Origin of the sequence: Halococcus sediminicola (assembly GCF_000755245.1) — an archaeon.
Taxonomy (GTDB): Archaea; Halobacteriota; Halobacteria; order Halobacteriales; family Halococcaceae; genus Halococcus; species Halococcus sediminicola.
In genome coordinates, this window is the sequence record NZ_BBMP01000022.1 from 910,208 (window position 1) to 921,092 (window position 10,885).

General features: G+C 66.3%; 14 protein-coding genes. 7 read left to right on the forward strand and 7 right to left on the reverse strand.

Annotation, left to right across the window (positions count from 1 at the left end):
* Positions 1-19 precede the first annotated feature (19 nt).
* Positions 20-1,207, forward strand: a complete 1,188-nt coding sequence (locus ACP97_RS13945) for an SPFH domain-containing protein (RefSeq protein ID WP_049998396.1) — start codon at positions 20-22, stop codon at positions 1,205-1,207.
* A 47-nt stretch (positions 1,208-1,254) separates the two neighbouring features.
* Positions 1,255-1,851, forward strand: coding sequence for a winged helix-turn-helix transcriptional regulator (locus ACP97_RS13950; protein WP_049998397.1), 597 nt, complete (start codon positions 1,255-1,257; stop codon positions 1,849-1,851).
* On the opposite strand, the gene ACP97_RS13955 is transcribed toward ACP97_RS13950, so the two are convergent.
* A complete protein-coding gene (locus ACP97_RS13955) occupies positions 1,852-2,091 on the reverse strand; it encodes a DUF7123 family protein (RefSeq protein ID WP_049998398.1) in 240 nt (79 codons plus the stop codon).
* Positions 2,092-2,310: 219 nt separating this feature from the next.
* Here ACP97_RS13955 and ACP97_RS13960 point away from each other — a divergent pair, with 219 nt between their 5' ends.
* Entirely contained in the window at positions 2,311-2,709 is a 399-nt protein-coding gene (locus tag ACP97_RS13960; protein ID WP_049998522.1) for a TRAM domain-containing protein, read from the forward strand.
* Positions 2,710-2,981: 272 nt separating this feature from the next.
* On the opposite strand, the gene ACP97_RS13965 is transcribed toward ACP97_RS13960, so the two are convergent.
* Genes ACP97_RS13965 through ACP97_RS13975 form a run of 3 tightly spaced genes read right to left on the reverse strand, consistent with a single transcriptional unit; the run spans position 2,982 to position 4,752 of the window.
* Entirely contained in the window at positions 2,982-3,647 is a 666-nt protein-coding gene (locus tag ACP97_RS13965) for a YkgJ family cysteine cluster protein (protein WP_049998399.1), read from the reverse strand.
* Positions 3,648-3,683: 36 nt separating this feature from the next.
* The gene (locus tag ACP97_RS13970; RefSeq protein ID WP_079977630.1) at positions 3,684-4,445 is read right to left on the reverse strand and encodes an MBL fold metallo-hydrolase; all 762 of its coding nucleotides are present in this window, start codon (positions 4,443-4,445) and stop codon (positions 3,684-3,686) included.
* Positions 4,446-4,479: 34 nt separating this feature from the next.
* Positions 4,480-4,752, reverse strand: a complete 273-nt coding sequence (locus ACP97_RS13975) for a MarR family transcriptional regulator (RefSeq protein ID WP_049998401.1) — start codon at positions 4,750-4,752, stop codon at positions 4,480-4,482.
* Positions 4,753-4,886: 134 nt separating this feature from the next.
* Between ACP97_RS13975 and ACP97_RS13980 the strand changes: the two genes are divergently transcribed.
* From ACP97_RS13980 to thsA, 4 genes are all read left to right on the forward strand, one after another.
* Complete coding sequence (locus tag ACP97_RS13980) at positions 4,887-5,294, forward strand: pyridoxamine 5'-phosphate oxidase family protein (protein WP_049998402.1); 408 nt, start codon at positions 4,887-4,889, stop codon at positions 5,292-5,294.
* A gap of 49 nt (positions 5,295-5,343) precedes the next feature.
* Positions 5,344-6,054 carry a class I SAM-dependent methyltransferase gene (locus tag ACP97_RS13985; protein ID WP_049998403.1) on the forward strand — a complete coding sequence of 237 codons (711 nt, stop codon included), beginning with the start codon at positions 5,344-5,346 and terminating at the stop codon, positions 6,052-6,054.
* A 78-nt stretch (positions 6,055-6,132) separates the two neighbouring features.
* A complete protein-coding gene (locus ACP97_RS13990) occupies positions 6,133-7,113 on the forward strand; it encodes a glycosyltransferase (protein WP_049998404.1) in 981 nt (326 codons plus the stop codon).
* A gap of 149 nt (positions 7,114-7,262) precedes the next feature.
* Entirely contained in the window at positions 7,263-8,822 is a 1,560-nt protein-coding gene (gene thsA / locus ACP97_RS13995; protein WP_202593624.1) for a thermosome subunit alpha, read from the forward strand.
* A gap of 64 nt (positions 8,823-8,886) precedes the next feature.
* On the opposite strand, the gene ACP97_RS14000 is transcribed toward thsA, so the two are convergent.
* From ACP97_RS14000 to ACP97_RS14010, 3 genes are read right to left on the reverse strand one after another with little or no spacing between them, the layout of a single operon-like run.
* Entirely contained in the window at positions 8,887-9,495 is a 609-nt protein-coding gene (locus ACP97_RS14000; RefSeq protein ID WP_049998405.1) for a trimeric intracellular cation channel family protein, read from the reverse strand.
* Positions 9,495-10,259, reverse strand: coding sequence for an SAM hydrolase/SAM-dependent halogenase family protein (locus ACP97_RS14005; protein WP_049998406.1), 765 nt, complete (start codon positions 10,257-10,259; stop codon positions 9,495-9,497). Before ACP97_RS14005 ends, ACP97_RS14000 begins: the two co-directional genes overlap by 1 nt.
* Before the next feature lies 1 nt (position 10,260).
* Entirely contained in the window at positions 10,261-10,815 is a 555-nt protein-coding gene (locus ACP97_RS14010) for a nicotinamide-nucleotide adenylyltransferase (RefSeq protein ID WP_049998407.1), read from the reverse strand.
* Positions 10,816-10,885 lie beyond the last annotated feature (70 nt).

The following is a 10,885-nucleotide window of genomic DNA, read 5'->3' on the forward strand; positions in this document are numbered from 1 at the left end:
ACCTCCTAAGTCAAAATAGATGACACTCGTTCCGCTACAGGTGTTCACGCTCGCCCCGGCCATCGTGGTGTTGTTGGTGTTGGCGCTCGCCATCATCACCGTCTATAGCGCCATCGAGATCGTCAACGCCTACGAGAAGCGTGCGCTCACCGTGTTGGGTGACTACCGGAAGTTGCTCGAACCCGGCATCAACTTCGTGCCGCCGTTCGTCAACAAGACGTATCCGTTCGACATGCGCACCCAGACCCTCGACGTCCCCCGTCAGGAGGCCATCACGCGGGACAACTCGCCCGTGACCGCCGACGCGGTGGTCTACATTAAGGTGATGGACGCGAAGAAGGCCTTCCTCGAAGTGGACGACTACAAGCGTGCGGTCTCGAACCTCGCTCAGACCACTCTCCGGGCAGTCTTGGGCGACATGGACCTCGACGACACGCTGAGCAAGCGCTCGGAGATCAACGGCCGCATCCGCAAGGAACTCGACGAACCCACCGACGAGTGGGGCGTCCGCGTCGAATCGGTCGAGGTGCGCGAGGTGAACCCGTCACCCGACGTCCAGCAGGCGATGGAACAGCAGACCTCCGCCGAGCGCCGCCGGCGTGCGATGATCCTCGAAGCGCAGGGTGAACGCCGGAGCGCCGTCGAGAGCGCCGAGGGTGAGAAACAGTCGAACATCATCCGCGCACAGGGTGAAAAGCAGAGCCAGATCCTCGAAGCGCAGGGTGATTCGGTCTCCACAGTCCTCAGAGCGAAATCCGCCGAATCGATGGGTGAGCGCGCGGTCATCGAGCGCGGGATGGAGACCCTCCAGTCGATGGGCGAGAGCGAGTCCACGACGTTCGTGTTGCCCCAAGAGCTCACCTCGATGCTCGGGCGCTACGGGAAACATCTCACCGGGAGCGACGTCACCGAGAGCAACGACGACCTCCAGAGCCTCGACTTCGACGCCGAGACCCGCGAACTCATCGGTCTCGACAACATCGACGAGATCCTCGGCAACATCGACGAGGAGGCCGAACTCGACGTCGAGGAGATGGAACAGGAGGCCGAAGCCATCAAGACCGGTCAGGCCACCGGCGATATCCAGGACCCGGACGACGTCATCGCCGAGATGGACGACTCCGACGAGACGGAGGGCGACAAATCGATGGAGGGACCGTCGGTCACTGACGACGAAGAAGGCGAACTCGAACCCGAGACGAACTGAACGGCGGGCCGAAGGGGTTTTACCTGCGTTTCTCTCACGTGGTGGCAATGGCCGACCGTGAGGTCGACGAGGGGAAACGGGCGACGCTCCGGCGAGTCGCCGCGCTCGGAGCGGTCGGGCCGTTCACCCGCCTCGCCGAGGACGACAACGACGCCCGCGGGACCATCGCGGGCTATCTCGCGGCGACGCCGGGTGCACACTTCTCGAAGATCCGTGACGATCTCGACCTCGCCACCGGTGAAACCCAACACCACCTCAAGCGACTCGAACGGGGCGGCACGGTCGAGAGCCACCGCGACGGCGACTATCGACGCTACTTCCCGGCCCGCGAGTTCGACGGGTTCGAACGCCGTGCGCTCGGCTTCCTCCGCCGCGAGACGCCCCGCGGAATGGTCATCGCACTCCTCCGGGACGGCGACGCGACAGCGAGCGACCTCGCCGCCGAGTTGGGGGTGGCGCGGCCGACGGTGAGCAAACACGCCGCCGACCTCGACGCGGCGGGCCTGCTCTCCCGCGAGGACGGATACGCGCTCGTGCGGCCCGAACGACTGTTGACACTGCTGGTGGGCTATGCCGATTCCTTCGACGCCGCCACCGTCGAATTCGCCCGCGAGGCCGACCGGTTCATCAGTATCGAGTCGTGACTACCGGGTGACTTTCCACGTCGTGCTGGAGGAGTAGCCCCACTTCTCGACCGAGAGCGCCCCCTCGGAGTCCTGAATCGCGTTCATGTTCGTGCCGACTTCCTTCGGCGACAACCCGAGCGCCTCGCCGATGAGTCGTGATTTGAAGTACGTCTGTGTGCTGGCGTGCTCGTGGAGGTAGTCGAGGATGCGGTGCTGTTTGTCGCTGAGTGCGGGCATCGATGCGGTGCGTGCGGCCATATACGATCCAACAGGAGCGCCACACATAGCGGGTTTGGTGCGATGGGGTAATTCGGGCACTGTCGGTCGGTTTTGCGCGCGCTCACGATCGTCAGCCGTCCGCAGCCGTCGGGCAGCGCCGGTTCGCATCGGCGAGTAGTACGGATGGGTACGCCGCGCCGGAAGCGGGCGGTAGGTCTTTATTTCTCGACCACAGTAACCGGGATGGAGGACTACGCGATGGAAATCTCTGATAAACTGCTGTGTCTGTTCAACGCCGAAGTCACCGAATCCGAGGACACCTACACCGTCGAGGTGCCGCGTCGCGAGATCGAGACCGGTTCGATCGAGGCCGGCGAGACCTACCGCGTGGCGCTCGTCTCGCGCGAACCGACCGAGGAATCGAGTGACTCGCGCTCGTCGCGGCCGAGCACGCCCTCCTCGGAACCCCAACCCCCGGTGGACATCGGCGAGATGCGCTACGTCGAGGTCGAGGACATCGGCAAGCAGGGCGACGGCATCGCCCGCGTCGAGCGCGGCTACGTCATCATCGTGCCCGGCGCGGAGATCGGCGAGCGCGTCAAGGTCGAAGTCACCGAAGTGAAATCGAACTTCGCGGTCGGCGAAATCATCGATTGAACCCCCACGTTTTTACTGCGGGGGGTCGCGCTCGCTCCGCTCGCTTGACTCCCGCTTGCAAAAACCTGGACTAAAAACACCTGCTCGTAAACCGCGCGAGCAGTGAACCGTGCTCACTCCGTTCGCACGGATGCCGCACTTGCCGCAACCGTCCCGCCATCGCACAGCACCGCAGAAGCCCTCGCGCCTTCGGCGCTCGCCCTTCATCCTCCAAGGAGCAGCACCGCCACAGCGACCGCACTGCCACCGCCCCGCCGCTGGCGCGCCGGCAGCTACTCGTCAATTGGCGTTCCGTCCGGTCGCTTCGCGCCCTCGGAATCGTGGACGACGACCTCGCCAGCCTCGAAATTCGCCGGTTCGTAGCGTTCGCCGACGGCGATGGCCTCTTCGAGCTCCCGGATCGCGCGCTCCTTGAGCGCGCCGGCCAGTTCTTCGGCGTGCTCGCGGTCGATGTCGCGCCCGAGACCTTCGCACTCGTGGGCGCGCACGTCACCCACCCGGTCGACCGCCGCGCCCATCGGCTGGCTCGACCCGTCGAGCGCGACGCTGAACGGGTAGGTGCGACAGATGAGCGGCCGGTCCTCGTGGACGGTACACGCCCCAGTCCCATCCTCTTCGGCGTAGAAGGTGCAGTCGCCACAGCCATCCGTTTCGAGCGCCCACTCGAAGGTCTCACCCTCCACCCCATCCTCTCCCTCGCTCAATCCATAGGGCATCGGCCGGGCGACGTCTCGCCAGTCGTACTCGCTCCCAGCCTGTAACTCGCGCACTTCGTCGGGAAACACCGTCGCGGTGTGTTCTTCGGTCCCTTCCGCACCCTCTGCCGCCTTGCAGCAGGCTCCACAGCGCGTACACTCGAAGCCGATTGCCTCGATGGCGTCGGCCAACTCGCCGGTGTCGAGATCGCGCGCACGGGCGAGTTCGTCCTCGAAGCTCACACCCCTCGTCCGTGCTCGCCGCGCAAAAGACCGTCGTCAGCTGCTCGCGCGCTCGCCGTCCCACTCGATCCGCCCCTCGACGGCGAGCTTGTCGAGATGCGCCTCGACGGTGCGCTCGGCCAACTCACGAACCCCCGAGAGGTCCTTCCCGTAGGCCGCGTCGGTCACCGCCGCGACCGTCCGCGCACCCTCGTTCACCGCCTGCACCACCGCCCGCTCGCGGCGCAGTCGGTGGGCGATCAACCGTTCGAGCACCGCGCATGGTTCCTCGATGACGGGTCCATGCCCCGGATACAGTCGGCTCGGGTTACGGGCGTGGAGTCGCCGGAGCGCGGTGAGATAGCCGCGCATGTCACCATCTCGACCGCCGACGACGACGCTACCCGCTGCGACCGCGAGGTCGCCGACCAGCAACTCGTTGTCGAGGGCGAGCGCGACGTGGTCGGGCGCGTGGCCCGGCGTCGTGAGCACTTCGACGAGTCCGGCGTCGGTTTCGATGCGGGTACCCGGACCGAATACCCGGTCGGGAGAGACACCCGTCGTCCGCTCGAAGCGCTCCTCGTAGCCGGCGCGCGCCCAGACGGTCGCGCGGTCGGCATACGCTTCGACGCCGCCCACGTGGTCGGGATGGGTGTGGGTCACGAGCAAGTGCTCGACGCCGTCGCATGCCTCGTCGAGTGCAGCCGTTTCGGCCGCCGGGTCGACGAGCAGCGCGCGCTCGCTACCGAGGACGTAACAGTTGGTCTCGCCACCGGGGGCGGCCGTCTCGACGGGAATAGGGATGCGCGTCGGGTTCACGGCCAGCGAACGTGCTCGCGGGCCAAAAGTGGAGTTACTGGTTCAGGAAGTAGACCTGCTTTCTGGCGTCGCGGAAGCTGTAGCGCGACCCCACGAGGTCGTCCTCCTCCAATCTGTTGAGCGCGTAGCGCACAGTTCTATCTGGCAGTAGCGACTCGTCGGCAAGCTGACCCTGCGAGAGCGGTGTCTCCGATTCGAGCACCTTGGCGACGAGCTTCGCGCTCGGGGGGAGTTCGCGCAGGCGGTCGCGGAACTCGGTCTCGGTGAGCGGGTCGTCGGGCTGTGAGCGGTCCGTGGTGGCACTCATGCCCACTGCTGGTCGGTACGCCGTGGTAAAACTTGCCCATGTATGTGAATGAATACTATTGCCGCATAAGTGAATACCCTGTTCCTTATATTCAGTGGCACAACTGCTTTCCCGTGGCCGGTCGAACGTGCCACATGGATTCGATACCCGAACAGTTCCACGACCTCTTCGAACGCGAGACGTTCGCCCACTTCGCCACGATGATGCCCGACGGTACGCCACAGGTGACGCCGGTCTGGGTCGACTACGATGTCGAGGCGAATCGCGTGCTCGTCAACACCGCTCGCGGCCGACGAAAGGAGAAGAACGTCGGTCGGAACCCGAAGGTGAGTCTCTCGATGGTCGATCCCGACGATCCCTATCGGTTCGTCTCGGTTCGTGGTGAGGTCGACGAACTCACCGAGGAGGGCGCAGTCGAGCACATCAACGAACTCGCCCGCCGATACATGGGCGTCGAGGAGTATCCCGGTCTCGACGACGAAGAGGGTGCACGGGTCCAGATCTGTATCCGGCCCGAGGCGGTCGCCACCGGGCAGGGGTAGCACCCGATATCCGTACGGTTTTATTCCTCGGCGGAAAACGACCGGTAGCGTGAAGGGACAGGAGTGGTATCAGACCGCCGAAGTCGCAGAGGACTACGACTCGAAGCGGTTCTCCGATGGCGGGCGGCTCATCGACGACCGCGAGAAAGAGGCCGTGCTCTCGGCAGTCGGTCCCGTCGAGGGCAAACACGTCCTCGAAATCGCCTGCGGCACGGGGAGGTTCACCACGATGCTCGCCCAGCGCGGCGCGGACATCGTGGGACTGGACATCTCGCCGGCAATGCTTCAGGAGGGTCGAAAGAAGGCCCACGCGGCGGGCGTCGCCGACCATCTGGAGTTCATGCGCGGCGACGCCGCCCGCCTGCCCTTCCCCGACGACCACTTCGAAACGGTAATCGCGATGCGGTTTTTCCATCTCGCGGATACGCCGGCCTCGTTTCTCGCCGAGATGCGCCGCGTCGCGCGCGATCAAGTGATCTTCGACACGTTCCGACGGTTCAGCACCCGCAGCATCTACAACTGGCTGCTCCCGATGGGGTCGCGGCTGTACGCCCGTGTCGAGGTCGAACAACTGCTCGACGGCGCTGGGCTTCGGCTGGCCGGCGAGGAACACGACTTCTTCTTCCCGTACGGACTCTACCGCCAACTGCCCGACGCGATGGCCAACCGCGTGCGCGAACTCGACGAGGCCGTCATGGCGTCGCCGGTCGGCGAACACGTGGCGTCGGTGTCGTACTGGAACACGCAGCTCAAGCGCTGAACCGCTCGCACAGCCGCCCGAAGCGGGGCGCGCCGACGAAGCGGGTGTTTTTATACCGCGCCGCTGTACCAATCCGATATGCAGCTCTCGGTGGTCGTGCCGACACTCAACGGCCGCACCCAACTCGCGGCGTGTCTCGACGCGCTCGCGGCGGCCCCCGAGAGCGAGGTCGTGGTGGTGAACGGTCCCTCTGCGGACGGCACCACGGGGATGGTCGGCGAGCGCACGGACGTCGACGTGCTCGTCGAGGTCGCCGACCGCAACCTCAACGTGGCGCGCAACGCCGGTATCGAGCACGCGAGCGGCGAGCACGTCGCGTTCGTCGGCTACGATCGAACCATCGAACCGGGCTGGACGGACGCGCTCGCGGCGGGGTTCGACGCCGGTGGCGTCGGTGGTCGCGCACACACCATCGCCGAGGGACATCCGCCGCGCGAGGGCCAGAACGTGGGAGCCGTCACCGGGCCGACGCGCCGGGGCGAGGTGGCGAGCACGCCTGAATCCCGGACCATCGCCGGGCACGAAGTGACGTACTTCGACGGCTCGAACGTGGCGTTCACTCGCGCGGCGCTCACCGAGGCCGACGGGTTCGACGAGTACCTCCAGACCGGCGGTGCGCGCGATCTCGCCCATCGTCTCGCGGCCCGCGAGTACGGCGTCCACTGGGCCGATGGAATGGCCGTCGGCGACGCGCTCGAAGCCGAGACGGAACCGTCGGCCCCGCGAGCGCTCTCCGATGGGGGACGGGCCGAACGCGACTGGTACTGGAAGTACCGTGCGCTCGCCTACCGCCTCGTCAAGAACTACGGCGTCCGACCGACGACCGCTCGCCGACTGCTCTCGCACGCGAGTCGGGACGCGCTCTCGGGGTTCACGGGCGTCGTCCGCGGCGAGGCGACCCCCACGAACTGGGTCGGGAACGGGCGGGACGTGTTTTTGGGTACCGTTCGTGGCAACGGGTCGGGACTGACCGCACGGTGGCGCTCGCGCGGACGCCGGAACCCGAACGGGCTCTCCTCGCGATCGGACCGTGCGGTCGCGGTCTACGACTGGCGATAACTCGGTTCTCAAAAACGTCCGACGCCCGCCGTCGTGTGTCACACTCCCCGTTCGCGTCCGGCGCTTTCTCGTCCCCGAGTAGCAATTTTTATATAGAACCGCAAACGACCCACTGATGAGGATTTCAAATCATGGCACAGCGACAGCGCATGGGTGGACAGCCGATGTTCATCCTCAGCGATGACTCCGAGCGCACGCGCGGACAGGACGCACAGAGTTCAAACATCACGGCCGGCAAGGCGGTATCGGAGGCCGTCCGGACGACCCTCGGCCCGCGAGGGATGGACAAGATGCTCGTCTCGGATGCCGGCGACGTCGTCATCACCAACGACGGCGCGACCATCCTCGGCGAAATGGACATCGAGCATCCCGCCGCTCAGATGATCGTCGAGGTCGCCGAGACACAGGAGGACGAGGTCGGCGACGGCACGACCACGGCCGCGGTACTGGCCGGCCAGCTGCTCGCCAAGGCCGAAAGCCTCCTCGACGACGATGTCCATCCGACGACCATCGTCGAGGGCTATCACGAGGCCGCGCAACTGGCCCACGAGGCCGTCGACGGACTCGTGCTCGACGACGACGTCGACGACGAACTGCTCCGCGGCGTCGCCAAAACCTCGATGACCGGCAAGGGTACCGGCGACGTCGGTGCCGAAGCGCTCGCCGACACTGTCGTACAGGGAATTCGACAGGTCGAGGGCGACGGCGTGGCACGCGAGGACATCACCGTCCGAACGCAGACGGGCGCGAGTTCGAGCGCCACCGAACTCGTCGAGGGTGTCATCAGCGAGGAGGAACCGGTCCGCGAGGATATGCCCAATAGTGTCGAGGACGCCTCGATCGCGGTGCTCGACGTCGAGTTCGACATCCGCGAGTCGAACGTCGACGCCGAGTACGACGTCCAGAGCGTCGATCAGCTGAACGCCGCCATCGACGCCGAGGAGAACCAGTTCAAGCAGTACGCCGAGCAACTCGCCGACCTCGACGTGGACGTGGCGTTCGTCACCGAGAGCATCGACGACCGCGCGGCCGCCTACCTCGCCGAGGAGGGAATTCTGGCCTTCGAGAGCGTCGACGACGACGAAGCGAAAGCCATCACGCAGGCCACCGGTGCAAGTCGCGTCGGGGCCATCGCCGACCTCGAAGACGGCGACCTGGGTAGCGCCGAGCGCGTCAGCGTCGAGTCCTTCGCCGACGACGATCTGGTCTTCGTCGAGGGCGGCGCGGCCGCCGAATCCGTGACGGTGTTCGCCCGCGGCGGCACCGAGCACGTCACCGACGAACTCGAACGCGCGCTCCACGACGGACTCGACGTCGTGACCGCCGCGCTCGACGCCGGCGGAGTGGTCCCCGGCGGCGGTGCGAGCGAGATCGCCATCGCCGCGCACATCCGCGACCGGGCGGCGAGCATCGAGGGCCGCCGTCAGTTGGCGGTCGAGGCCTTCGCCGACGCCATCGACGTGCTCCCGCGCACGCTCGCCGAGAACACCGGCATGGACTCGATCGACGCTCTCGTCGAACTGCGGAGCCGCCACGACAGCGATGGGCGGGCCGGCATCATCAGCGAGGGTCAGACCGGGACTGTTTCCGACCCCGTCGAGGCCGGCGTGTTCGATCCTGTTGCTGTGAAACACGAGGCCATCGAGAGCGCCACCGAGGCCGCGACGATGATCGCCCGCATCGACGACGTCATCTCCGCGGACAACTGATCCGATCCACCGTTTTTTGCTCCAAGCGACGATCAGCGCGTCGCACGTCCGTCGCCGGTCGTTCTCAGATCGTCGGCAGTCGCCAGTCGTATCGCAGCGCCAGCAGGCGAAGGCCGAGCACGGCGACCGCACAGCCGAGCGCCGCCCGACCGGACGCGACGCCCGCCCGCACCGCGAGCCAGAACATGGCCCCGCCGAGCACCGCCGGCGTCGCGTAGAAGTCCTCGTGGAGCACGCTCGGCACCCGTCCGAGCAGCACGTCGGCGATGCTGCCGCCGCCGACGCCGGTGAGCGTCGCGAGGACCACGACGCCGAATGGCGAGAGCCCTGCTTGAACGCCGACGAGCGCGCCGGTGGCCGCGAACGCCGCGAGACCGACGGCATCGGGGAGCTGGACCGCCGCGTGATTCTTGAGGCGTCCGCCGAGCAGCCATGCGAGTACGAGTGCGAGCGCGACACCGGCAAGGGCGATGGCGACGTCGCCGGTCGTCCGCAGCGCGACCGGGACGCGACCGACGAGCGTGTCGCGGAGAATACCGCCGCCGAGCGCCGTGAGCACCCCGAGAACGGCGATGCCGAACAAGTCGAGGTCGGCGTCGGCACCCTTGAGCGAACCGGCGACCGCGAACGCCACGAGGCCGATCGCGTTCATCGCGCCGAAGGCGTCGACCATCAGACGTCCGTCAGCACGACCGGGTCGCCCACCCCGACGCCGAACGCCCGCTCGCCACGGCCACGATTCACGGCGAGTTCGACGTTCTCGTGGCTCCCGACGGTGACGAGCCGTTCTTCCGGTTCGGCGTGGGCGTACGAGCGTTCGACCGGCACCCGTTCGTCGTTTATCGCTATCGAGTCGCCGAAGGAGCCGTCGAGCACCTCGCCGGGAACGTTCGTGATGACGTTGCCGAACCCGTCGACGACGAGCACCTCGCCAGCGGTCTCGTCTTCTCGGTAATCGGGGTCGGGAAAACGAAGCTCTTCGATGGCCTCGATTGGTGTACAGCGGTCGAGGTCCTCGATATGTTCACTGTCAGCCTCGTGGACGGCCGCGGCCGCCGGCGCGAATACATCCCGTCCGTGAAAGGTCGAACTCGCGGCATCACCATCGTCGATTTCGAACACCTCGATGTCGTCGCCGTCGGCGAGTTGGCGGGCAACGGGCACGAGCACGCCGTTGTCCGGCCCGACGAGGGCGTGCTCACCAGCGCGCACGACGATCGCCGCGCGGTCGGTGCCGACGCCGGGGTCGACCACGACGAGGTGGACGGCGGGCGGGAAATAGGGGAGGAGTTCTCGCAGCCAGAACGCCGCCGTGCGGACGTCCTGTCGGGGAAAGTCGTGGCTGACGTCGACCAGTCGGGCATCCGTGTTCGAGAGGAGCACTCCCTTCATCGCCGCCGGGTAGGGCGCACCGAAGTCTGAACTCAGCGTGAGCATGCTATTCGGGGTCGGCGGTATCGGAGCGGTGTGGACGGTCGTCGGCCGCCCCATCGGTATCGCTCACCCGCTGGAGGCGCTCGATGCCGTTGATTTCTTCGACGATCTCGACGACGGCACTCGGGAGGAGTTCCTCCCAGCCTTCGTCGGCGATCATTCGTTCTCTGATCTCGGTTCCTTCGAGCTTTTCGCGTTCGAACATCGGCGACTGGCGCACTTCGACGCCAGCCTCCGAAAACAGCTGAATCACGAGGGGGTTGTTCGAGTAGGCGATGTCGAACGCCGGCGACATGCTGCGGACGTGGGAGACCCAGACGGCGTTCCTGTCGAGGTCTTCGATGGGAACGGGATAGATGACCAGTTCGGCGTCTTCGAGCGCCTTGGTGATCATCATGATGCGCTCGCCGGCGGTGAACGGGTTGTGGCGGGTGTGTGAGTCGTCGGCGCTGCCGATGCCGAGGACGAGTTCGTCGACTTCGCCGACGATGCGTTCAACCATGTGGTGGTGGCCGTCGTGGTAGGGCTGGAAGCGACCGATGTAAAACCCCCGCGTCATGTCCTCACTCCCGCCCCGCACATATATAAAACCGGCCGGTCGGACACGAACGACTGATCGCAGCGCAGGA

Excerpts from the sequence above, each read along its gene's own strand:
- ACP97_RS13945 (WP_049998396.1), top strand. The coding sequence starts at position 20 with ATGACACTCGTTCCGCTACAGGTGTTCACGCTCGCCCCGGCCATCGTG.
- ACP97_RS13950 (WP_049998397.1), top strand. The coding sequence starts at position 1,255 with ATGGCCGACCGTGAGGTCGACGAGGGGAAACGGGCGACGCTCCGGCGA.
- ACP97_RS13955 (WP_049998398.1), bottom strand. The coding sequence starts at position 2,091 with ATGGCCGCACGCACCGCATCGATGCCCGCACTCAGCGACAAACAGCAC.
- ACP97_RS13960 (WP_049998522.1), top strand. The coding sequence starts at position 2,311 with ATGGAAATCTCTGATAAACTGCTGTGTCTGTTCAACGCCGAAGTCACC.
- ACP97_RS13975 (WP_049998401.1), bottom strand. The coding sequence starts at position 4,752 with ATGAGTGCCACCACGGACCGCTCACAGCCCGACGACCCGCTCACCGAG.
- ACP97_RS13980 (WP_049998402.1), top strand. The coding sequence starts at position 4,887 with ATGGATTCGATACCCGAACAGTTCCACGACCTCTTCGAACGCGAGACG.
- ACP97_RS13990 (WP_049998404.1), top strand. The coding sequence starts at position 6,133 with ATGCAGCTCTCGGTGGTCGTGCCGACACTCAACGGCCGCACCCAACTC.
- thsA (WP_202593624.1), top strand. The coding sequence starts at position 7,263 with ATGGGTGGACAGCCGATGTTCATCCTCAGCGATGACTCCGAGCGCACG.
- ACP97_RS14000 (WP_049998405.1), bottom strand. The coding sequence starts at position 9,495 with ATGGTCGACGCCTTCGGCGCGATGAACGCGATCGGCCTCGTGGCGTTC.
- ACP97_RS14005 (WP_049998406.1), bottom strand. The coding sequence starts at position 10,259 with ATGCTCACGCTGAGTTCAGACTTCGGTGCGCCCTACCCGGCGGCGATG.
- ACP97_RS14010 (WP_049998407.1), bottom strand. The coding sequence starts at position 10,815 with ATGACGCGGGGGTTTTACATCGGTCGCTTCCAGCCCTACCACGACGGC.